At 33.4% G+C, this 23,795-nt stretch carries 23 protein-coding genes; 16 read left to right on the top strand and 7 right to left on the bottom strand.

The window, feature by feature from the left end:
• Window positions 1–18 precede the first annotated feature (18 nt).
• Entirely contained in the window at window positions 19–2,220 is a 2,202-nt protein-coding gene (locus BUA46_RS13000) for an ATP-binding response regulator (protein WP_143148136.1), read from the top strand.
• On the opposite strand, the gene lpxK is transcribed toward BUA46_RS13000, so the two are convergent.
• Window positions 2,210–3,208 carry a tetraacyldisaccharide 4'-kinase gene (lpxK, locus tag BUA46_RS12995; protein ID WP_019387840.1) on the bottom strand — a complete coding sequence of 333 codons (999 nt, stop codon included), beginning with the start codon at window positions 3,206–3,208 and terminating at the stop codon, window positions 2,210–2,212. The two genes, BUA46_RS13000 and lpxK, sit on opposite strands and share 11 nt — an antisense overlap.
• A 47-nt stretch (window positions 3,209–3,255) precedes the next feature.
• On the opposite strand from lpxK, the gene BUA46_RS12990 reads away from it, so the two are divergent.
• The 5 genes from BUA46_RS12990 to BUA46_RS12970 all read left to right on the top strand — a co-directional run bounded on the left by BUA46_RS12990 (window position 3,256) and on the right by BUA46_RS12970 (window position 7,252).
• Window positions 3,256–4,350, top strand: coding sequence for a Nif3-like dinuclear metal center hexameric protein (locus BUA46_RS12990; protein ID WP_019387841.1), 1,095 nt, complete (start codon window positions 3,256–3,258; stop codon window positions 4,348–4,350).
• A gap of 3 nt (window positions 4,351–4,353) precedes the next feature.
• Entirely contained in the window at window positions 4,354–5,133 is a 780-nt protein-coding gene (locus BUA46_RS12985) for a zinc ribbon domain-containing protein (protein WP_019387842.1), read from the top strand.
• Between the two features lie 238 nt (window positions 5,134–5,371).
• Entirely contained in the window at window positions 5,372–6,031 is a 660-nt protein-coding gene (msrA, locus tag BUA46_RS12980) for a peptide-methionine (S)-S-oxide reductase MsrA (RefSeq protein ID WP_019387843.1), read from the top strand.
• Window positions 6,032–6,149: 118 nt separating this feature from the next.
• Window positions 6,150–7,064, top strand: coding sequence for a TolB family protein (locus tag BUA46_RS12975; protein WP_019387844.1), 915 nt, complete (start codon window positions 6,150–6,152; stop codon window positions 7,062–7,064).
• A complete protein-coding gene (locus tag BUA46_RS12970) occupies window positions 7,064–7,252 on the top strand; it encodes a KOW motif-containing protein (protein ID WP_019387845.1) in 189 nt (62 codons plus the stop codon). Before BUA46_RS12975 ends, BUA46_RS12970 begins: the two co-directional genes overlap by 1 nt.
• A 247-nt stretch (window positions 7,253–7,499) precedes the next feature.
• On the opposite strand, the gene BUA46_RS12965 is transcribed toward BUA46_RS12970, so the two are convergent.
• The gene (locus BUA46_RS12965) at window positions 7,500–8,300 is read right to left on the bottom strand and encodes a class I SAM-dependent methyltransferase (RefSeq protein WP_019387846.1); all 801 of its coding nucleotides are present in this window, start codon (window positions 8,298–8,300) and stop codon (window positions 7,500–7,502) included.
• A 76-nt stretch (window positions 8,301–8,376) separates the two neighbouring features.
• Here BUA46_RS12965 and BUA46_RS12960 point away from each other — a divergent pair, with 76 nt between their 5' ends.
• Window positions 8,377–9,036 (top strand): hypothetical protein, encoded by a 660-nt coding sequence (locus BUA46_RS12960; RefSeq protein WP_019387847.1) that lies wholly within the window; start codon window positions 8,377–8,379, stop codon window positions 9,034–9,036.
• A 155-nt stretch (window positions 9,037–9,191) separates the two neighbouring features.
• Here the strand turns inward: BUA46_RS12960 and BUA46_RS12955 are convergent, their stop codons facing one another.
• A complete protein-coding gene (locus BUA46_RS12955; protein WP_019387848.1) occupies window positions 9,192–9,611 on the bottom strand; it encodes a (4Fe-4S)-binding protein in 420 nt (139 codons plus the stop codon).
• Between the two features lie 117 nt (window positions 9,612–9,728).
• Between BUA46_RS12955 and kynU the strand changes: the two genes are divergently transcribed.
• From kynU to BUA46_RS12910, 9 genes are all read left to right on the top strand, one after another.
• Window positions 9,729–10,997 (top strand): kynureninase, encoded by a 1,269-nt coding sequence (gene kynU / locus BUA46_RS12950; RefSeq protein WP_026010057.1) that lies wholly within the window; start codon window positions 9,729–9,731, stop codon window positions 10,995–10,997.
• A 71-nt stretch (window positions 10,998–11,068) separates the two neighbouring features.
• Window positions 11,069–12,469 carry an FAD-dependent oxidoreductase gene (locus BUA46_RS12945; RefSeq protein ID WP_019387850.1) on the top strand — a complete coding sequence of 467 codons (1,401 nt, stop codon included), beginning with the start codon at window positions 11,069–11,071 and terminating at the stop codon, window positions 12,467–12,469.
• Window positions 12,470–12,471: 2 nt separating this feature from the next.
• Window positions 12,472–12,873: a RidA family protein gene (locus BUA46_RS12940; RefSeq protein WP_019387851.1), complete on the top strand. Its 402-nt coding sequence runs from the start codon at window positions 12,472–12,474 to the stop codon at window positions 12,871–12,873.
• 42 nt (window positions 12,874–12,915) lie between these two features.
• Complete coding sequence (locus tag BUA46_RS12935; RefSeq protein ID WP_019387852.1) at window positions 12,916–13,236, top strand: GIY-YIG nuclease family protein; 321 nt, start codon at window positions 12,916–12,918, stop codon at window positions 13,234–13,236.
• A 64-nt stretch (window positions 13,237–13,300) separates the two neighbouring features.
• Window positions 13,301–14,740: an aldehyde dehydrogenase gene (locus tag BUA46_RS12930; RefSeq protein ID WP_019387853.1), complete on the top strand. Its 1,440-nt coding sequence runs from the start codon at window positions 13,301–13,303 to the stop codon at window positions 14,738–14,740.
• Between the two features lie 97 nt (window positions 14,741–14,837).
• Entirely contained in the window at window positions 14,838–15,620 is a 783-nt protein-coding gene (locus tag BUA46_RS12925) for an SDR family oxidoreductase (protein ID WP_019387854.1), read from the top strand.
• A gap of 195 nt (window positions 15,621–15,815) precedes the next feature.
• The gene (locus BUA46_RS12920) at window positions 15,816–16,349 is read left to right on the top strand and encodes a 3-hydroxyanthranilate 3,4-dioxygenase (protein WP_019387855.1); all 534 of its coding nucleotides are present in this window, start codon (window positions 15,816–15,818) and stop codon (window positions 16,347–16,349) included.
• Between the two features lie 38 nt (window positions 16,350–16,387).
• A complete protein-coding gene (locus tag BUA46_RS12915) occupies window positions 16,388–17,470 on the top strand; it encodes an amidohydrolase family protein (protein ID WP_019387856.1) in 1,083 nt (360 codons plus the stop codon).
• Window positions 17,470–18,114, top strand: a complete 645-nt coding sequence (locus BUA46_RS12910) for an O-methyltransferase (RefSeq protein WP_019387857.1) — start codon at window positions 17,470–17,472, stop codon at window positions 18,112–18,114. The genes BUA46_RS12915 and BUA46_RS12910 overlap by 1 nt, the downstream gene beginning before the upstream one ends.
• Before the next feature lie 16 nt (window positions 18,115–18,130).
• Here the strand turns inward: BUA46_RS12910 and BUA46_RS12905 are convergent, their stop codons facing one another.
• The 4 genes from BUA46_RS12905 to BUA46_RS12890 form a co-directional block, all read right to left on the bottom strand.
• The gene (locus BUA46_RS12905; protein WP_019387858.1) at window positions 18,131–20,398 is read right to left on the bottom strand and encodes a tetratricopeptide repeat-containing hybrid sensor histidine kinase/response regulator; all 2,268 of its coding nucleotides are present in this window, start codon (window positions 20,396–20,398) and stop codon (window positions 18,131–18,133) included.
• Window positions 20,399–20,550: 152 nt separating this feature from the next.
• Entirely contained in the window at window positions 20,551–20,838 is a 288-nt protein-coding gene (locus tag BUA46_RS12900; protein ID WP_019387859.1) for a Sec-independent protein translocase subunit TatA/TatB, read from the bottom strand.
• A gap of 83 nt (window positions 20,839–20,921) precedes the next feature.
• Window positions 20,922–23,180, bottom strand: coding sequence for a M1 family metallopeptidase (locus BUA46_RS12895; RefSeq protein ID WP_019387860.1), 2,259 nt, complete (start codon window positions 23,178–23,180; stop codon window positions 20,922–20,924).
• 107 nt (window positions 23,181–23,287) lie between these two features.
• The gene (locus tag BUA46_RS12890; RefSeq protein ID WP_019387861.1) at window positions 23,288–23,791 is read right to left on the bottom strand and encodes a DUF6702 family protein; all 504 of its coding nucleotides are present in this window, start codon (window positions 23,789–23,791) and stop codon (window positions 23,288–23,290) included.
• Window positions 23,792–23,795 lie beyond the last annotated feature (4 nt).

Genomic DNA, 23,795 nt, shown 5'->3' with positions numbered 1-23,795 from the left:
TACATATTACTAATTTTTATGCTAATCAACATTAGTGCTTTTGCCCAAAAAGCAATTGATGAAGACCCTGAATTAGTACAAAATAATATCAACTACCGTATTGCTCAATCGCAAACAGAGTTAGAAAACTACAATTATTATAAGGCTAAAAAAAATCTTGACGAAGCCTTAGAATTAGCAGAAAAAGCAGATTTTAAAAAAAGTATTGGTGTTATTTACGCTATAAAAGGCAGGTTAGAACTTATTCTTGAAGAAGAAGAAAAGGCAATAAAATCCTTAAATAAAGCTATAGAAATACAACGTATAATAAATGACAACGTTAACCTTGGTAGCTCGTACAAAACATTTGGTGATATTTATTTTGCTAAAAAAGACTACTATTCTGCTTTAGACTCATATACGGCTGCAAAATCTAAATTTGAAGAAGAAGATTTAAATGAAGAATTAGCAGAAACCTTATTGTGTGAAGGTAAAACTTATAGCGATTTAAAAAATTACAAAAAAGCAAGAGATGTTATTGAGCAATCTTTAGCAATTGCCAAAAAATATGATTATTTAAAAATCCAGAGTGAAACATTAATTAATCACGCAAAAATTTATAATAAACTTGGCAATAAAACTAAAGCATTAGAGGTTGCACTAGAAGGATTACAAATTGCTAAAACTAACAATTATACCAATATTCTTAATGAAGGTTATGTTGTAGTAAGTGATTTATATTACGAGTTAGATAACCATAAACTTTCTAGAAATTTTTTAAGTGCTCACCTCAATTTATCAGACTCTATTAGAAGTTTAACGCGAATAAATTCGTCTAGAAATCAAGAAACTCAATTTCGATTAAATGAAGAAATAGAAAAAAACAAAGAAGTAGTACAAAAATTAGAGAAGGCTGAAGATGATAAAAACCTAGGTACGCTAATTTCTATTTTGAGTGTGGCGCTAATTACAATTTTATCGCTTTTAACGTTATCCCTTTACAAGAACAATAATATTAGACTGAAAACCAATAATATGCTTCATAAAAAAAATGGAGAACTTATTATTGCAAAAGAGAAGGCAGAATTAGCCTCGAAAACTAAAGCCAACTTCTTATCAACTGTTACTCACGAATTGCGAACACCACTCTATGCTGTTACTGGTTTAAGCAATATGCTTTTAGACGAAAACCCAAAACCAGAACAAATACAGCATTTAAAATCGCTTAAATTTTCTGGAGACTATTTATTAACATTCATAAACGATATTCTTCAAATAAATAAAATTGAGGCCAATAAAGTTGATATAGAACCTGAATCATTCAATCTAAAAAAGAAAATAAACAACATTATTTTAGCACTTAACAATTCTGCGCAAGATAATAACGTTAAAATTCATTTTGAATACGACAAAGATTTACCCGAAAATTACATTGCCGACCAATTAAAAATTTCACAAATCCTAATTAATTTAATTGGAAACTCCATTAAATTCACCAAAGATGGCGACATCTGGATACGTGTTTATAAAATTGAAGAAAAAGGTAAATTGTATACCCTTCGATTTGAAGTAGAAGATAATGGCATTGGTATTAGCCAAGAGAAGCAAGACCATATGTTTGAAAGTTTCTCTCAAGGGTCTATTCAAATTAATCGTAAGTATGGCGGTACAGGCTTAGGTCTTTCTATTGTTAAAGGATTAATTGATATTTTAAAAGGTAAGATTTATGTTAAGAGTGAATTGGAAGTAGGAACTACTTTCTATTTTGAAATTCCACTTGAACACACCAATATTAAAGAGGCCGAAGAAAATAAAGTCACCTATTTTGATGGCAATAAAAGCAATATTGACTTAAGTAAAGTTAAAATTTTAGTTGTTGAAGACAATAAAATTAACCAAATGATTACCAAAAAGATTCTAACTAAAATGGATCTTAAGTGCGATATTGTAGATAATGGTGAGGATGCGGTTGATAGAATAAAAAATAACGATTATAACATTATTTTAATGGATATTCATATGCCAGGAATTAGCGGTATTGAAGCCACTAAAATTGTTAGATCGTTTGATAAAGAACTTACCATTTTTGCCCTTACTGCGGTAACTATTGAAGATAAAATGCACGAGTTTGAAGAAGCTGGTTTTACAGATATCATTCCAAAACCGTTTAAGCAAGAAGAATTCGAGAAAAAACTTTATAACGCTCTGGCTAGTAAAAATAATACCTCATCTAGCGCTTAACAAAATCTTTAACAAGTTTATTGAGTGCAGTTGCACTGTTTATATTAACCGAAATTGGTAGATAATAAAGTTTATCTTTTAATACGTTATATGGATTCAATCTCACAAAATCCTTTTCAGTTGTAATAATGAGCTCCTTTTTTTCTAAAGCAGCAATATCTTCAGCAGAAAAATCATGATGATCTTTAAAATTTAAATGTTCAAAACTTAATTGTTTAGAATGTAAAAAGTCAACTAATGGTTGCGCATTAGCAATGCCTGTAACCAATGTAAAAGAGGCTATCTTATTAAGTTGCATTGTGCTTTTAGTAGAAAACAAAGTATCAGCATACACAACCGTACTAAAAAGAACATGTTGATGCCTATTAGGATTTATTCGCTTTATAAAATTCGCTTTTTCTTTTTCATTAATAGCTTCAGGACATTTAGTTACCACTATAATATCGGCTCGTTTTGCACTACTTCTTGGCTCTCTTAAATCGCCTGTAGGCAGCAAAATATCTTCAAAATATGGATTATCAAAAGTGGTTAATAAAATATTAAATCCCGCTTTTACTTTTCTATGTTGAAACGCGTCGTCTAATAAAATAACATCAGGATTGACTTTTTTTAAATTCTCAATTCCGTTTCGCCTATTAGAATCAACAGCTACAGAAACTTCTTTTTTAAATTTTGTGTAAAATTGAAACGGTTCATCTCCAATAGTTTCAGCAGTTGAATTTTCATTAGCCAACTGGAAACCTTTCGTTTTTCGTTTATAACCTCTATTCAGCGTTGCTACTTTATAATCGGCTTTTAATAAGTTAATTAAATATTCAATCATAGGTGTTTTGCCTGTACCACCAACGCTTAAATTACCAACACAAATCACTGGTAAATCATAAGTTGTCGATTTCTTAATACCTAAATCGTACAACTTATTTCTTAACCAAGTTACCAAATAATAAATTGGAACTATTGGGAATAATATTTTTCTTATTAACTTCATTTAAGCGAATGTAATTATTTTATCTTTGAATTTAAACACAAATAAATATGATTGTACAAGACGTTATAAATCATTTAGAAGACCTTGCGCCGTTAGCTTACGCTGAAGATTTTGATAATGTGGGGCTTTTAGTAGGTGATAAAACACAAAAAGTTACAGGAATTTTAGTTACACTTGATACGCTTGAAACGGTTGTAGAGGAAGCCATTCAAGAAAACTGTAATCTTATTGTGAGCTTCCACCCTATTATTTTTAAAGGTTTGAAAAAGCTTACCGGTAAAAATTATGTAGAGCGTGTTATAATCAAAGCCATAAAACATGATATTGCTATTTTCAGCATCCATACAGCACTTGATAATGCGCTGCAAGGTGTAAACGATATGATTTGTAATCAATTAGGATTAATTAACAAACGCATTTTAATTCCACAAAGCGAAACTATAAAAAAGCTAACCACTTATGTTCCAAAAAAAGAAGCAGAACAACTAAGAACAGCTTTATTTAAAGAAGGCGCAGGTCATATTGGCAACTATTCAGATTGTAGTTTTAATGTTGAAGGCTACGGCACTTATAAAGGCAACGAAAACTCCAATCCTACTCTTGGGATAAAAGGCGAAACGCATACGGAAAACGAAACTAAAATAACCGTTACTTATGCCAAACATTTAGAATCACAAATTCTGTCAACGCTTTTTAAAACCCATTCTTACGAAGAAGTAGCTTATGAGGTCACCACGATTGAAAACAAAAATCAAAATATTGGCATGGGCATGATTGGAGAATTTGAAAAATCTATGGACGAAGCCAGTTTTCTAAACCACTTAAAAACAAAAATGAACACCGGTTGCATTAGGCACACCATATTTTTAAATAAAAAAATAAAAAAAGTTGCCGTTTTGGGCGGTTCAGGAAGTTTTGCCATAAATGCCGCTAAAGCTAATGATGCTGATGCTTTTGTGACAGCCGATTTAAAATATCACGACTTTTTTACCGCTGAAAACAACATCCTTTTAGCCGATATTGGGCATTATGAAAGTGAACAATTCACAAAAAATCTTTTAGTAGCATATCTTACAAAAAAAATTACTAATTTTGCAATCATTTTATCAAAGACAAATACAAATCCCGTTAAGTATTTTTAAAGTATGGCTAAAAAGAAAGAAGTTACTGTTGAAGAGCGTTTAAGAGCTTTATACGATTTACAACTCATCGATTCTCGTATAGATGAAATTAGAAATGTTCGTGGAGAACTTCCATTAGAAGTTCGTGATTTAGAAGATGAAGTTGCTGGATTAAACATCAGATTGGAAAAACTTGTATCTAATTTAGAGGTTATTGATAACGATATTGCTGGAAAGAAAAATTTAATTGAAGAGTCTAAAGCTTTAATGAAAAAGTACAGTGAGCAACAAAAAAATGTTAGAAATAACAGAGAATACAACTCGTTAACTAAAGAAATTGAATTTCAAGAATTAGAAATTGAGTTAGCCGAAAAGCACATTAAAGAATTTAAAGTTCAAATAGAGCAGAAAAAAGAAGTGATAGCTGAAACTAAAGAGCGTTTAAAAGAGCGCGAAAATCACTTAAAACATAAAAAAGGTGAGTTGGATGCTATTTTAGCTGAAACTGAAAAAGAAGAACAAGCTTTAATAAGCAAGTCTGAAGAGTACAAAAAACAAATCGACGAGCGTTTAGTAGCAGCTTACACCAGAATTAGAACCAATGTAAAAAATGGATTAGCAGTCGTACCAATAGAAAGAGGTGCTTCTGGGGGTTCTTTCTTTACTATTCCACCACAAGTTCAAGTAGAAATTGCGTCACGCAAAAAAGTAATTACCGACGAGCATAGTGGACGTATTTTAGTTGATGCGGCTTTAGCCGAAGAGCAAAAAGAAAAAATGCAAAAATTGTTTGCAAAACTATAATCCATTTTTAAATGGAATAACAAAGCCTTCAGAAAACTGGAGGCTTTTTTTATGCCTTATATTTTGGGCGCCTGCCTGCCGGCAGGCAGGTTACCACAAGGGTCGGACTTGCTTGCCAACAACGTGCCTTAGATTACGGCTTGCACACACCAACACAAAACAATTTTAAAACAACATTAACACAAACCAGATAAGGTTTCGTACTTTTATACGTCTAACAAAAGAAAAATTAAAAGCTATGAATCGAATTCTACCTGTATTAGCACTTGCCCTTTTGTTTAGTTGCCAAAATACCGCACAATCAAAAAAAGAACAAGAAGCCGTTATAAACGCAATTCCTATTGAAGTTCCCATTGAAAACGGAAAAGCCAAAGCCTATTTCGCAAGCGGATGCTTTTGGTGTGTAGAGGCCATTTATGAAAGTGTAATTGGTGTTGAAGAATCTATTTCAGGGTATTCTGGCGGATATACCAAAAACCCAACTTACGAAGCCAGTAACACAGGCAGAACAGGACACGCCGAAGCGGTAGAAATTATTTACGACCCTAATGTTGTGAGTTTTGAAACGCTAGTAGATGTGTATTTTGCATCACAAAACGTCACTCAAGTAAACGGACAAGGTAACGACCGCGGATCGCAATACCGTTCAATACTATTTTACCAAAACGAGGCCCAAAAACAAATCATTTTAGAAAAAAAAGCTGCTTTGGCTAAAAAAATTAATGCTACAATTGCAGCCGAAGTCTATCCTTTTCAAAAATTCTGGGTTGCCGAAGATTATCATCAAGATTACGAAAAACGAAATCCAAATCATCCCTATATCCAAAATGTTTCTATTCCAAGGTTAAATCGTTTTAAGGCTAATTTTCCAAAACAATTCCTAAAAGAGAGTCACTAAGAACTCTTGGTTAAAGGCTTGACTTTGTCAGAAAAATTGGCTAACTTCGTTTAACGTCGGATATAAAACATTTAAACGTTTGATATCCGCCTTAGTTGGCAGCAAGCAAAACAAACTTATGGATACAATTAAATTTTTAATTTTTCTTTTAATTTTCAGCTCTTGTAATGAAACTAAAAAAGAAAAGCCAAGTAATGAGGAACAATCATCCGAACAAGAAATTGCATTTGTAACTAATAGAGACGGCAATTCTGAAATTTATGTAATGGATATAAATGGAAAGAATTTACGTAACATGACAAAAAACGATTCTCTTGACTTCAATCCTTCTTGGTCCTATGACGGAAAAAGTCTTTATTTCTATTCTAAAAGAGATGGGAATGCAGAAATATATTCTCTCAAATCTGACGGAACTGAATTAAGGCGACTTACAAATCATCCATCTTCTGATGTTCTTCCAGAGCTTTCGCCTGATGGAACTACGGTTGTATTTATGAGTGATAGAGATTCCCTTTCCAAAAACATCTATCTAATGAATAAAGACGGTTCGAATATTAAACAATTAACACAAAATAAATCCTACGAAGAAAGTCCAAACTGGTCGCCATCCGGAAAAGAAATAATTTTTACAAGACAATTACGAGATTCTTCAGACACATCTCACGCAGCCAATGGAGAAATATTCAGAATAAATTCAAATGGCAGTAACCTAACAAGACTTACGAATAAAGCTGGATACGATTCTGGCGCTAAATTCTCGCCTAATGGTAAACAAATTGCTTTTTATGGTAGTAATGAGAATGACAATTGGGATTTGTATATAATGGACGGTGATGGCACAAACTTATACAATCTAACGACTGATTCAATTGAGTGTTATTCACCTGATTGGTCAAAAGATGGAAAATGGCTTGTTTATGCAGCTGGTAGCAAAGGGAATTATAACATTTGGAAAATAAATATCGAAACTAAAGAACGAATTCAATTAACGAATACAGATGGTCGGAATGAAAGTCCGATTTGGAAAAAATAATGGAGGATAATTCAGGAAAAATAAAAGATGGAGCTAAATGCCACGTAGTGAGAGGAACTCACAAAGGAAAAAAAGGAGTTGTGAGAGACATAAACAAAAGTAAAGGTGGTAATGTGACAATTACGGTTGTTCAAGAAAACGGAGTAAGATTTAAAACACTCGCCCGTAATGTTGAAATACAGGAATAAGCAGGGATTTAAACATCAAAAGTTGAAAATAATTCGACCGACTTATTTAATAAAAAGAAAATAATGGAATAAATTGAATTTACCGTATAAAAAAAGCCAGCTGCCAACAATGTATAACCGCAATTACGGCGGATTCGACTATGTCTGAATCCACTCGGAATTGCGAGCGTCAGTGCTTAACCGAAAAATAGTAACTTAAAAACCGTAACTGATGGTTATACGAGACCGTTAAACGAACTACTAAAATCTAAAATTTAGTAGCTTTCAAAGTAAATATTAAAGGATACAACTTATCTTCAGTTACAAACATTCCTGAATCCGTTTTAATCAAATTTGGCAAAACATCATAAGGACTTTCATCATGTTCTTTTAAATATTCAATGTGCAATCCAGCTTCAGTTAAGGCGTTTATAACTTCACTTAACCCATGATTCCAACCGTACTCTTTACTCACCACTTTTGAATCTTGATTAGCATAAGTCCCTTCATATTCTTCATATATCACCTCGTCTTGCATGTAACCATATTTCATAACAGGCTTATCTCCTAAATAATCAAACATCCAAACTATCGGGTGAAATTCGGCCATAAAAAAAGTACCACCTTGCTTCAAACGATCTGCAATCATTTTACCCCAAGGTTTTAAATCGGGTAACCAACCAATTACACCGTAGCTGGTAAAAACTATATCAAACGTATCTTTAATATATTTTGAAGTATCTAATACATTACAACACACAAAATTTGCGTCTAGGTTAAGTTCCGCATTTAAGGTTTGTGCTAATTTTATGCCTTCATCGCTTAAATCAACGCCAGTGCACCTTGCCCCCATCCTGCTCCAACTTAAGGTATCTTGCCCAAAATGACATTGTAAATGCAATAACGACTTATTTTTTACATCGCCCAAAGCCTGTAATTCATAAGACATTAAAGACGATTGCCCTTGTTTAAAAGCTTCCAAATTGTACATATTGCTTTTGGCATGCACTTTTACTTTAGCATTCCAAGTTTGCTTGTTGGTTTCAAAATATTTATCGTGAGATTCCATTATCAAATTATATCTTTACAAAAACCTAAATTAGGAAATATCGGCATAATACTGCTTTAAACATTCCAACAAACACATGAAAAAGTTTATTTACCTCATCTTAGTTCTAGCAATTTCTTTTAGCTGCAAACAGAATCAATCAACTAAAAAAGACCTAAATCCTATCGATAAAGAACCAACTGCAGCGCAAAAAATCGCTAACGCCCATGGTTTTGAACATTGGCAACATGTATCTGAAATTGCATTTACTTTTGCCGAAAAACGAAGTTGGATATGGCAACCAAAAACAAACGAAGTAACTCTAATCACTGCTAAAGACACCGTTAGTTTTAACAGAAAAGCAATGGATAGTATTGCTATGAATGTTGATAAAGCCTTTATAAACGATAAATTCTGGTTGCTTATCCCGTTTCAGTTGGTTTGGGATACAAGCGCTCAAATTTCAGAACCTGTAAAAGCAGAGTCGCCAGTGCACAAAACATTGATGCAAAAAATCACGCTTACCTATCCAAACGAAGGTGGATATACACCTGGCGATGCTTATGATATTTATTTTGATGACAACTATGTAATCAAAGAATGGGTATTTAGAAAAGGGAATCAGGCAGAACCTTCATTAGCCAATACATTTGAGAAGTATCAAGATTTTAATGGCCTAAAACTCGCTGAAGACCATAAAAAAGGTGATGATGATTGGAATTTAAAGCTTGAAAATATTCGGGTTGTTTTAGAATAACTCTAACTTTTTACAAATAAAGAGATCCAAAAGCGTAATATATTGCGTATATAAAGTATACAATTTATTTTCCGCGTTATGCGTCTATATATATTAAAGCGCATCAATAGTTCAAAACTATTGATGCGCTTTTCAGTTGTATATGATTAATTTAATTATCCTGTAAAGTTAGTTTTTGAATGGGTACCATCGCAATACGGTTTATTTTTTGAAGCACCACATCTACAAAAAGCGGTTGTTTTATTTTTAACTTCTTCTGTACCGTCTTTTCCGATAACTTTCAATGTACCGTAAACCAATAAGGGTCCGTTTTCTAAAACTTCTACCTTGGTTTCAGTGGCCTCTGGTTTATTTTCTTTCGCTTCGTTTAGATAATAACTTAAAGCCCCAGAAGGACACCGTTTAACTTGATTGATTAAATCTTCCGTCGTACCTTTTTCAATCCTAACCCATGGACGTACTCGAGGTCTAAAAACATCTGGCAAGCCTTTTGCGCAAATTCCAGAATGAATACATAATTCGGGTTTCCATACTACAGTAACTGCACCATTGGTATATTCTCTAGTTTTAGACATGGCTTCAAGTTTTAACTAAATATACAAAAAAATATCACGCCACTTTAATCTTGTTTATGCCATTCGTTACTAACTTTATAATTCTTATTTTTGTTAGAAACCGAAAACATACGCACATTGTCCGACTATAAATTAGGTCTAGATTATGCTTTAGATCAAGACCGTAAAGACGAACTTAAATCTTACAGAAATCAGTTTCACATCCCAAAAGATAAGCAAGGTGATGCTTGGATTTATATGACTGGCAATTCGTTGGGATTGCAACCTAAACAAACCAAGGCATACGTAAATCAAGAACTTAATGATTGGGCTAATTTAGGCGTAGAAGGGCATTTTGAAGCCAAAAACCCTTGGTTGGCGTATCATGAATTTTTAACCGAAAGTATGGCAAAAGTTGTAGGTGCCAAACCTATTGAAGTTGTGGTTATGAACACGCTTACTGCCAACTTACATTTCATGATGGTATCGTTTTACAAACCAACTAAAACCCGTTATAAAATCTTAATTGAAAGTGATGCTTTTCCATCTGATAAATATGCTGTTGAATCGCAATTGCGTCATCATGGATTTGATGATAAAGAAGGTGTTGTACTTTGGAAACCAAGACCAGGAGAAGAATTATTAAATTATGATGATTTAGAAACTATATTAGAAACTCAAGGTGATGAAATTGCTTTGATCATGATTGGTGGCGTTAATTATTACACTGGTCAATATTTCGATTTAAAACGCATAACACAGTTGGGACACAAACAGGGTTGTAACGTTGGTTTTGATTGTGCACATGGCGCTGGAAATGTAGCGCTAAACCTCCACGATTCAGGTGCAGATTTTGCGGTTTGGTGCACCTACAAATATTTAAATTCTGGCCCTGGAAGTTTGGCAGGTTGTTTTGTACATGAAAGACATGCTTATAGAAAAGATTTAAACCGTTTTACGGGTTGGTGGAGCCACAATAAACAAACGCGGTTTAACATGCGTGGAGAGTTCGATCAATTACCAGGTGCTGAAGGTTGGCAATTAAGCAACCCTCCTATCCTATCTATGGCGGCCATAAAAGCATCGTTAGATTTATTTAATGAAGTTGGGATGGATAAGTTGATTAACAAGTCAAAAAAACTAACGGGCTACTTTGAATATTTATTGAAACAATTAGGCGAAGACACCATTAGAATCATAACACCAAAAAGATCTGAAGAACGTGGTTGCCAGCTCTCCATTCAGGTGAAAAATGCTGATAAATCATTACACAATAAATTGACTGAAGTAGGCATCATTAGTGATTGGAGAGAGCCTGATGTGATAAGATGTGCTCCTGTACCGTTATACAATTCTTTTGAAGATGTTTATCGGCTAGTTGAGAAATTGAAAGGCATATTAAAATAAATACGAATTTCTCTTTGAGCACGTTCAAGAGGTTTTAAAGGTCTCGACTGCGCTCGTAAAGACAAAAAAATATGAAAAAACAACAAAACATATTAATTATAGGCGCCGGACTTTGTGGTTCGCTTTTAGCTTTACGTTTAGGCCAAAGAGGATACAATGTTTCGGTTTTCGAAATGCGTCCTGATTTACGAAAAGTAGATATTTCCGCAGGTCGATCTATAAACTTAGCCTTTTCAGACCGAGGGAATAAAGCCATGAAACTAGTAGGTTTAGAAGACCAAGTGAAAGCGCTTTGCATCCCAATGCACGGTCGAATGATTCACGATGCACATGGCAATACATTTCAATCCAATTACAGCGGTCGAACTCATGAATTCATCAACTCTATTTCTCGTGGCGAACTCAATGCTTTACTATTGGATGAGGCAGAAAAACATGAGAATGTCAAAATTTATTTCAATAAAAAATGTAAATCTGTTGATTTTGAAAATACCACGGCATTATTTAAAGATTACAAAAGCAAAGACGAATTTCTAGAAGATGCGGACGTTATTATAGCCACCGATGGTGCGGGTTCAGCTTTACGTAAGAGTTACTATTTAGGTAAAAAATTCTTATTTAGCTTTTCACAAGCCTATTTAACTCATGGTTACAAAGAATTAAGTATTTTACCTAAAGACAATGGCGATTTCAAAATATATAAAAATGCCCTTCATATTTGGCCACGTGGTAGTTTCATGCTAATAGCACTACCCAATTTAGATGGCAGTTTTACGGTAACGCTATTTTTAAGTTATGATGAAGGCACATACAATTTTAATAATTTAACTAACGATGAGCGTGTGCTAGAGTTTTTTAGTAAAGAATTTCCAGATGCTTTGGCTGTAATGCCTAATTTATTGGAAGATTTTTTCACGAACCCCACAGCGCCTTTAGGCACCATAAAATGTTCACCATGGCATTATAAAGGTAATACCCTTTTAATGGGAGATGCGGCACATGCTATTGTTCCTTTTTACGGTCAAGGTATGAATGCTTCGTTTGAAGATGTCGTGGAGTTTGATGCTGTTTTAGATGAAAATTTAAGTAGTTGGGAAGCCACTTTTAAAACCTTCGAAAAAAGACGCAAAAAAGATACCGATGCTATTGCAGATTTGGCGATAGACAACTTTCACGAAATGAAAGGGCATGTTAATCAAGCTATTTTTCAAGAAAAGCGTAAATTGGAGATGGCTTTAGAAAAACAATTTCCTAAAGACTATACATCAAAATATGCCTTAGTCACTTTTAATGAAGATATTGGCTATAGAGAAGCCATGTTGCGAGGTCGAGCTCAAGATAAAGCCATACTGAATTTACTAGCTGATAAAAAAATTGATATCAACGGCGATTTAAAGACAATTTTAGAACAAGTAAAACAAGAAACCGAAGCCATTCTTGAAGATGATAGAATAGCTGGATTAAATCAATAATAATGGACGACAATGTAACACCTAGAGGCGCATACCCACATACCAAACGTGTTGGCGATTTTATTTTCGTATCTGGAACAAGTTCCCGAAGACCTGATAACACTATTGCAGGCGTTGATATTATTGACGACATGGGAACAAAACATTTAAATATTGAGGTACAAACCCGAGAAGTTTTAAAAAATATTGAAAAGAACTTAGCCAAAGCAGGTGCTTCGTTAAAGGATGTTGTGGATGTGACATCGTTTTTAGTGAATATGAACGATTTTGCCGGCTATAACAAAGCCTATGCAGAGTTTTTTGATGTAGCTACAGGACCAACACGAACTACAGTTGCAGTGCATCAATTACCACATCCTGATTTGGTGGTGGAGATTAAGGTTGTGGCTTATAAAAAAAAATAAATTAAACTAAATGTCTCCTCGAGCGCAGTCGAGAGGTTTGTAATGAAATCTTATTTTGTATACATACTGAAATGTTCAGACGGTTTGACATATACAGGAATAACAAATGACATCTCTAGAAGATTTGAAGAACATCAAAATGGACTAAATAAAAATTGTTTTACTTTTAAACGAAGACCGTTAGAATTAATTTTTCATCAAGAATTTAATGATGTAAATCAAGCTATATATTTTGAAAAGAAAATTAAAAAATGGAGTGGGAAGAAAAAGCTGGCTCTAGCAAATGAAAATTTTGATTTATTAGAGATTTTAGCTGAATGCAGAAATGCAACACATTCAAAGTATAAACCAGAATCTAAATAGGTCTCGACTGCGCTCGACCAGACAAGCATGAAGTAATTTACATTAAGCATACATATAAAACAAAATGAAAATCCAAAACTTAATAAACGGCAAATTCGTAAATCCAATCTCAAACGACTGGATAGACAATTATTGTCCAGCCAATGGCGAAGTTTATGGACATATACCCAACTCATCAAAAGAAGATGTAGAAACTGCGTATAAAAGTGCCCAAAAGGCATTTAAGCATTGGTCTCAAACCACTTTTGAAGAGCGGAGTAGAATTTTAATAAAAATTTCAGAATTACTTGAAGCCAATTTAGATCAATTTGCCGAAGCAGAAAGTAAAGACAATGGCAAGCCTATAAGCTTAGCTAAATCTATTGACATACCTAGAGCTGCCAGTAATTTTAGGTTTTTTGGCAATGCCATTACACAGTTTGCTAGTGAAAGTCATGAAAGTGTAGGGCAAGATGCTATTAATTACACCTTAAGGCAACCCATAGGTGTGGTAGGTTGTATTTCGCCATGGAATCTTCCACTTTACTTATTCACATGGAAAATTGCACCCGCTATAGCTGCTGGCAATTGTGTTGTTGCGAAACCAAGTGAGGTAACACCTATGACCGCCTATTTATTAGGGCAAATTTGTACTGAAGCTGGTTTACCTCATGGTGTATTAAATATTGTACACGGTTTGGGTAGCACCACAGGACAGGCTATTATTGAGCACCCAGAAATAAAGGCCATTTCGTTTACTGGAGGCACAGAAACAGGTGCTCATATTGCTAAAATGGCGGCGCCCCTTTTTAAAAAGCTATCTTTAGAGCTAGGAGGCAAAAACCCAAACATCATTTTTTCAGATTGTGATTATGATGATATGTTAGAAACCACAGTGCGCTCATCATTCGCCAATCAAGGTCAAATTTGTTTATGTGGAAGCCGCATTTTTGTAGAAGCATCGATTTATAAAAAATTTAAAACCGATTTTGTTTCACGAGTAAAACAATTAAAAGTCGGAAATCCGGCTATGGCAATAACAGATCTTGGTGCTTTAGTTTCTAAACAGCATTTAGAAAAAGTTTTACGCTATATAGACCTTGCCAAAACCGAAAAAGGTAAAATCCTATGTGGAGGTCAAAAAGTTTTGGTAAAGGGTTTAAAAAATGGCTATTATCTGGAACCAACAGTCATTGAAGTTGCAACCGACGAATGTCGTGTGAATCAAGAAGAAATTTTTGGGCCGGTGGTTACCATAATGCCGTTTAATACTGAAAATGAAGTTTTAGAAATGGCCAATAAAGTTAAGTATGGCTTATCGGCTACTTTATGGACTAACAATTTAAAACGTACGATGCATTTAAGCAATCGATTAGAAGCTGGTATAGTTTGGGTAAACACTTGGATGTTACGCGATTTACGCACTCCCTTTGGTGGCACAAAAGCATCTGGAGTTGGACGTGAAGGTGGCTTTGAAGCACTACGCTTTTTTACAGAAGCAAAAAATGTTTGTATAAAATATTGACACTTTGATGTCATGCTGAACTTGTTTCGGCATCTCGTTTAAAATATAATAATTAAAGAACTAGGTCTCGACTGCGCTTGACCAAACAGTAAGAATTATGGATTTAAAACTAAATAACAAAAACGCACTTGTTTGCGGAAGCACACAAGGCATTGGAAAAGCCACAGCTATGGCATTAGCTGCCGAAGGTGTTAATGTAACTCTCGTGGCCAGAAACCGTGAAAAACTAAAAGAAGTTTTAGAAGAATTACCACAACATAGAAACCATAGTTATATTGTGGCCGATTTTTCGAACCCAAGAGAACTACAGGAGCAGGTTATAAAATTTATTGAAAAAGAACATGGTTTTCATATTGTTATAAATAATACTGGAGGACCAAGAAGCGGAAGCTTATTAACTGCAAGTTTAGAAGCTTTTGATAACGCATTTACTATGCATTTAAAATGCAACCATCTTTTGGCACAGGCCACTATTCCTTTTATGAAAGCTGAGGGTTTTGGAAGGATTATTAATGTAATTTCTACATCGGTTAAAGAACCTATCCCTGGACTGGGCGTAAGTAATACCATTAGAGGTGCTGTTGGTAATTGGAGTAAAACCCTTTCGGTAGAAGTTGCCGAATTTGGCATTACAGTTAACAATGTGCTTCCTGGATTTACAGACACCGAACGTTTAACTGAAATTATAAAAATTAAAGCGAATATTGAAGGGCGATCTATTGAAGACATGACCGAAATCATGAAAAATTATGCGCCTGTAAAACGTTTTGCAAAACCAGAAGAAACAGCAAATGCCATAACTTTTTTAGCAAGTGAAGCGGCCAGTTATATTACCGGAATTAACGTTCCTGTTGATGGCGGAAGAACAAAGTCTTTGTAATTATTTAACGAAACTAAAACACTATAAAATTTCTGGTATTTGTATCTTTATAACAAATTCGCGTTAAGGATAGAAGCGGCATCCTTTTTTGTTGGCTCGAGTATTTTGTGAAGTATGAACAAAATATAACGAGAACTAACAAAAAAGATATAGCGGATAGCCTGACCCTTGTGGTAACGCCAAAAATATAAAACTATGAGTCATTTAACTTCTCCTATAAATTTTAAAGCTTGGATTGAAGAAAACAGGCATCTTTTAAAACCGCCAGTGGGTAATAAAGTGGTTTGGAAAGACGGCGATTTTATTGTGATGGTTGTTGGCGGACCTAACAGTAGAAAAGATTATCATTATAATGAAACGCCTGAGTTTTTCTATCAGGTTGAAGGTGATATTGTATTAAAAATTATTGATAAAGGCACACCAAAAGATGTGCATATTAAAGAGGGTGATATTTATTTATTGCCTCCTAAAGTGCCACATTCACCGCAGCGAGGTGCCAATACCGTTGGGTTAGTTATTGAATATAAAAGACCAGAAGGCGTGCGCGATGCGTTGCTTTGGTTTTGTGAAAATTGTGTAACAAAACTGTATGAAGAGGATTTCACTTTAGACAATATTGAAACCGATATGCCTAAGATTTTTGATAAATATTATGGCGATAAGGACAAACGTAGTTGCCCAAATTGTGGTGAAGTAATGCAACCTCCTAAGAAAGTACAAATTGATTAATTTTAACTTAAAGATTCCTGACCCCTCAGGACTATAAAATGAAACGTAAACTTAGAATTAACGGTCATTCGCACTTATTACCTTACCCGGAAGAGATTCCAGAATTTATGCAAGAGAAAGGTATTTTTTGGGTGGATAAAGACCGAAAATTCATGCTTCAGAAGGACTGGAAACGCCCAGTAACAGACTCTAGTTTTTTCTTGGATGAAAAGCTGGAATGGATGGAACGCAACAAGTTAGACCATGCTGTAGTTTTAAACTTATCGCAACTATACGGGAATGGTTTACGCGTTGAAGAAATGAAAAAAGCCTTACGTTTTCAAAACGATTTTAATGCTAAAGTACAGCATGATAACCCTAGTAAATTTACCTGTGGTTTTGTTGTACATCCTGCTTTTATAAGAAGTGCTTGTTGGGAAATAGAACGCTGTGTGGAAAACCACGGCATGCAATTGTTATGTTTACCAACACATTATATGGATACTATTGGTACTTGGCGTTGCATTTTTGATGAAGAAAACGAGCCTATTTTTGAATTGGCGAGTCAGTATAATCTAGCCGTAGAAATTCATCCTTATGATGGTGAAAAATTTATAAAATTAGAAAATACCTCATGGCGCTTTCACTTAATTTGGATGTTGGCGCAATGTGGCGATGCTTATCATTTTTTAACTTTAAATGGATATCAAGAAAAGTTTCCTAATATGCGTACGTGTTTTGCCCATGGCGGACAGTTAGCACAAATAAACTTAGGGCGACGTATTCAAGGTTTTGATGGCAGACCGGACCTATTTGAAGGTAAGCACCACCCAAGAAAAGCCGTAGGGCATAAAAACATCTTTTTTGACACCTTAGTGCACGATACCGGAGGATTGGAGCTTTTGATTAGGAATCACGGTTCTAAACAGGTTATCATGGGTCTTGACGATCCTTATCCGTTAGGAGAAATGGAAAGCGATAAACAATCGTCTTATCCAGGAAAAATACTTGACCTTGCTATGGAAAGAAAAATTATAAATGAAAAAGAATACGACGATATTTGGGAACATAACGTGATACAATGGCTTTGTGGAGACGACGAAAACGCCAAACAGAAATTAATTAATAGGATTTTAAGTTAATGCATTTTATACCAGAAGAATTAGATAATTATGTAGTAGCACATTCCGAAGATGAGCCTACATTATTGCAACAACTAAACCGAGAAACCTACCAAAAGATATTGCAACCTAGAATGCTAAGTGGGCATTATCAAGGGCGTGTTTTAAGTATCATTTCAAAAATGGTTAACCCAAAAAACATTTTAGAAATTGGAACTTACACTGGGTATTCTGCGTTGTGTTTAGCTGAAGGCATGCAATCCGAGGGAGAATTACACACCATTGATATTAATGAAGAATTAGTTGATTTTCAGCGAAAATATTTTGATAAATCTGGTTTTGGGAAGCAAATTCATCAGCATTTAGGAAATGCTATTGACATTATACCTAACCTCAATATTAATTTTAATCTGGTTTTTATCGATGCCGATAAAGAAAATTACTCAAACTATTTTCACGTGATTATTGATAAGCTAAACCCAGGAGGTATTATTTTATCAGACAATGTTTTATGGAGTGGCAAAGTTTTGGATACCTCTTTTAAAAAAGATGATACTTCTACACCCGCATTAATTGAATATAATAAACTCTTGAAAGCTGATAATCGCGTTGAAACGGTAGTTTTACCTATACGAGACGGACTTACAATTACCAGAAAACTTTAGCACTTAGAAACTTCAATTAAGAAGCTAAAACTAACTGCACATCGCCATTATTATTCTGAGCGTTTTGAATGTTTTCGTTAATTACTTGGAAAAACTCATAGTTATCAAAAGGCTTAATGATGATGTCGCTATACCCAATACCTTTACAGTTTTGTTCTACGTCTTCTATATCGGCTGCTGTTAATGCAACTATAGGAATGGAGTTATTAAACTGTCTAATTAAAGCGGTTGCTTCGTTCCCGTTCATTACTGGCATATTAATATCCATTAAAATAAGATCGTATTTATTATTTTTAACTTCTTTTAAAGCCTCTTTACCGTTTTCAACAATTGTACATAAATACCCGTGTTTTTTCAATAAATTTTTGGTTACAACTTGATTTATTTTATTATCCTCGGCAACTAAAATATTATAATTTGCTTCGGGCTTTTCAATCTTTTCAGCTTTAGAATCGAAATCTGAAATGACTTTCGTTTTGTTTTGATCTAATTCAAAATTAATTTCGAAGTTAATTTTTGTACCTACACCTAATTCACTTTCTAATTTAATTTCACTTTCAAAAAGCTCTATTAAATTTTTAGTAATGGATAAACCTAGTCCTGTACCTTGATAATTTAAATTACTATCTTCTAATTGACAGAAGTTATCAAATATCATATTGAATTTATCTTTAGAAATACCAATGCCGTTATCTTCAATTTCAAAATTTAAACCAACATTTTTATTGTCTAATGAAACTAATTTTACTCTTAAATTAATTATACCGTTTGCGGTGAACTTAACACTATTCCCTATTAAATTAATTAATATTTGAGACAATCTTACTTTATCACATTTAATATATTCTGGTACATAATTATCAATTGAAATTTCAATTTGATTATTAGTTTCTTCTAATCGATAATCAAAAGAATTAACAATATCAGCTAACATATCTTTTAAATTAACAGATACGTTTTTAAGTTCAACCTTATTAGCTTCCATTTTACCAACTTGAAGGATATCATTTATTAAATTCAATAAATAATCTCCAGAGTATTTTAATGATTTTAAATGTTTCTTGTCTTTGGTGTTTAGACTATTATTTTCAAGTAATAACGAAGTAATACCTACTACACCATAAAGCGGAGTTCTTAATTCATGAGAGACATTAGATATAAATTTACTTTTTAATTCTGATGATTTTAAAGCCTCGTCTTTAGCTAATTCTAGTTCGCTATTTTTAACCTTTAAAGTTTTACTTAGCTTCATTTTTTGGCTATAACTTCTATAGATTATAATTATTGAACCAATTAATAAGAATAAGGTTATAAATATTACCGTGTTAATTCTTTTAAACTTGTTAGCAATTTCAACTTGCTGAATTCTTGCTGCATTGGCTATTTGAGCTTCATTTTTATAATCCTCAATAAGAAACTTCGATTTAATTATTAAATCTTGTCTACTTTTTTCTTCATTAAGAAGTTTATCTTTAAAACTATTATGTTCTAATAATGTAATATAAGCCTCGGTACTTTTACCTGCTTTTGCTAATGAAATTGACAATTGCATATAAACATTACTCAACAATTCTAAATCAATTTCTTGGTCGCCTTCTTTTAATAATACAATAGCTTCTCTAAACTTAATATTAGCACTATTATAAAGCTCATTATGCGCAGAATAAACACCATAAATGTACTTGTAATAACCCTTTAAGTTTGAACTGATTTCATTCGTTTTTAAATAATTTTCTAGTTTTAAAAGATTTAATAACGCTTCATCAAAATTTTTCTTTTCAATATATATTTCACATAAATTAATTCTTGCTTCAACAAAAACTTTTTGGATTTGTTCTTTTTCAAGTTCATTGATATACTTACTAACCACAGAAGATTTTAGTGCTTTTTCAAAATATTGGATACTTTTTGTATCAATATTTTGTTCTCTATAAATTTTAGCTAGATTTAGATAAGAGCTAGATATCAAATAGCTATCATCAATAGGTTTTAAAACATTAATTGTTGAATTGTAATATTGTATGGCAGATTCGTAATTCTCCATTAAGAAATAAATATTTCCTAAATTATAGTTTGCAGTTGCACTACCATAATGATCTTGGATAGAATCAGACAATTCTTTAGCGCTAATAAATTCCTTAAAAGATTTTACTATTTCATCATCATTATAAAACTGTAAGGCTGACGAGTTAATATGATCAATTTGTTTGATAATTTCTCGGTCTTCTTTTCCGAAAGATAAGATTGAAAAGAATAAAAAACAGATGAATAGGTTAATTCTCATGGCTATTAAATTTGATTTGGGGAGGGACGCCAATATTGTTTGGGAGGGACTCCAAAGGTATTTTTTAATCCAAAACAAAAATTAAAAAATCGTTAAAACGATTTAACTTCTTGATAAAAAGTTGAGTTATAATCGGATAAATAGTTTAAACGCTAAAATTTACGTTTAACTGAACCTGTAAAGTCGTCTAAGTCGTCCTTTACTTTATCAAGTTCTTTCTTTACATCTTTAGTGATGCTAGTATCTATTCCGTTTTTTTCGGCGGTTTTTGTGATTTCGTGTTTAATATCGTTGGTAGCGTCTTTAAGTGTGCGCATACCTTTACCTAATCCACGAGCTATTTCTGGCAACTTATCAGCGCCAAAAACCATAATGACAATAAATAGTATAAACGCTATTTCCGCGCCACTAATAAATAAAAATGTTGCTTGTAGTATCACAGTACAAATATAGTGAGTTGTTTTGTTAGAATAAAAAAAGCCGATTGTTAAAATCGGCCTTTTTATAAAATATGTGGTTTTAATTAACCTCTTACCTTTTCTTTAAACTTATCGAATTCGCTATCTTCTGCTTGCTTAGGCCATGAATTATTCGACGTATCAACATCGGCAGTTTCTAAATCTGGGTCAACAACTAAGCTTGTTATGGCTTTGTCTGTTCTAAACACCTTTTTTACTTCCCATTCATTATATCTCCAAATTTGAGCTGGGAATGTTTTTCTTTCTTTCGTACCATCTTCATAAGTAATTTCCAATATAATTGGCATTACTAATCCACCTGGTTTTTCAAAAGTAACTTCGTAAAAATACTTTGGTGCATCTTTTAATCTTGCTTTTTCAGCTTCTGGTAAACTTTCAATATAATCGGTAATGAATTTAAAGTCGGAAGCATTTTTTGCTTCTGTTGGCTTTTCTCCTTCTTTCGCTTCAGCATAAAAAACTAATCTATCCTTATAATCATCAAGATTCATGTTATACATTTTAGCTGTTTCAACAGCCGCTTCCGTAGGCTTATCTGTTAAATAGTATTGTTTTACACCTTTTACACCAATATCGGTATAATCAGTTGTGTAGAACCATCCTCTCCAAAACCAATCTAAATCCATTGCAGAAGCATCTTCCATTGTTCTGAAGAAATCTGCAGGCGTAGGGTGTTTAAACATCCATCTCTGTGAATAGGTTCTAAAAGCATAATCAAACAATTCTGGACCCATAATAGTTTGTCTTAACATATATAATCCTGCTGCAGGTTTTGTATATGCATTCGGACCAAACTTGTGTACGTAATCACCTTGTGACATAATTGGTGAAATAAAATTTTGATCGCCACCCATGTAAGGCACTATATCTTTTGGAAGGTTTCCAGTAATGAAGTTAGGATCGTAATCTAACTCAGCTAAAGTTTCAACAAATGAATTTAAACCTTCGTCCATCCATGTCCATTGGCGCTCATCACTATTTACAATCATTGGGAAGAAGTTATGTCCAACTTCATGTGTAATTACACCAATCATTCCTCTTTTTAATCGCTCAGAATAGCTTCCATCGGGATCAGGACGACCGTAATTGAAACATATCATTGGATATTCCATTCCCATTTGCGCATGAACTGAAATCGCTTTACTGTAAGGATAATCAAAAGTTAGTTTTGAATACTCTTCTAAAGTATTAGCAACAACTCGCGTAGAGTGCTCTTCCCAAAGTGGGTTACCTTCTTTAGAATATAATGAAATAGCCATTACAGATCTTCCATTAATATCAACCGCCATGGCATCATAGATAAATTTTCTTGAGGTTGCAAAAGCATAATCTCTAACGTTTTTAGCTTTAAAATGCCATGTTTTCTCTTTCGTACTTCTTTGTTTTTCTGCTTGTTCTGCTTCTTCTTGAGTTATAACAAAAACAGGGTTATCAAAAGTTTTTGTAGCTTTCTCGTAACGTTTTAACTGCTCTTTAGTAAAACAATCCTTTCTATTTTGTAACTCTCCAGTAGCCTCCAACATATGGTCTGCAGGAACCGTGATTTTCACATCAAAGTCTCCAAACTCAAGTGCAAACTCACTTCTTCCCCAAAACTGCATATTTTGCCAACCTTCAACATTATCATAAACACAAAGTCTTGGATAAAACTGAGCAATAACATAAGTGTTATTACCATCTGGAAATGCTTCATAGCCCGATCTTCCACCTTCTAAAATATGATTATTCACATTATACCACCATTTTATCTGAAACTTAAAAATTTCACCTGGTGCTAATGGTTTTGCCAAATTTATTCTCATCATAGTTTGATTTATTAGATAAGATAAATCCGAACCATCTTCGTTTTTTACATATTCTATATTAAACCCACCATCAAAACGATCTTTTAAATTCGCTTTTGTAAATGATTGTGGCCCATTAAATGCCGCGTCAAAACTTTCAGTAGTGATATCTGGCGTTTTAGAATCTTTAGCACGCATATTTTGATCTAACTGTACCCATAAATATTCTAAATGATCTCTTGAATTATTATGGTACGTTATTTTTTCGTCACCAAAAATCTGGCTCTTGTTTTCGTCCAGACGAATATTCATCACGTAATCTACTTGTTGCTGTGTGTAGAGGTGCCCTGGAGCTCCAGAAGCAGTTCTACTCTCATTTGGGGTAGCCAAAACATCTTTCATTTGTCTGAACTTGTTTTGATCGGTATGACCTTGCGGCTTTTGGGTAACTTTTTCTTGTGCAAATACTCCTGAAACAAGGAATACAAATGATAAGAAAAGATAAACGTGTTTTTTCATTGCTATTTTGTTTTGTTAGAAAAAAATATGTTTTTCACAATAATCGTTAGAAGATTGTTATTAAATGTGGCCGAAAATACTAATTTATGTATTCTAAATACTAGAATTTAATTAAATTTTAACAAAGCATTAGGATTATCTGAACTTAGTATGACGCTTTTATTTTTAGAATTTATTTTTGTTTTAATAATATTTTTTTGATCATCGAACAAATCAAACAATATACTATTTGTAACAGAGAAGGTATCTATGTGCGTTACGCCTTCTACCTCTAAATAACAACGTACAATATCGCCTTCATATTCTTTACCAATAAAATTAAGTTTTACATCCTCATCATTTATTTTTAGCTTAAGATGTTCTTGTAAATATCGGTTTAGGTAAGAACTAATTATAGGTGCCTCGTCTTTATCTGAAAGTACTAAAAACTCATCATAGTTAGTTTGTAAAGCGTTTTCTAAATCGTCGATAAAGATTCGAGAAATAATTTGAACCGATTCTTTTTCTTGCACATAATTAATCTGCGTAACACTGATATAATATTTATGCACAGAAGTGAACGCAACAAGCGGCAAGATAAATGCTGCTATTAAAATTTTTAATAATTTCATACAA

This window comes from Algibacter luteus, assembly GCF_900141715.1.
Lineage (GTDB): Bacteria > Bacteroidota > Bacteroidia > Flavobacteriales > Flavobacteriaceae > Arenitalea > Arenitalea lutea.
The sequence above is the reverse complement of the archived record's forward strand: the minus strand, read 5'-3'. Positions and strand labels throughout refer to the sequence as shown.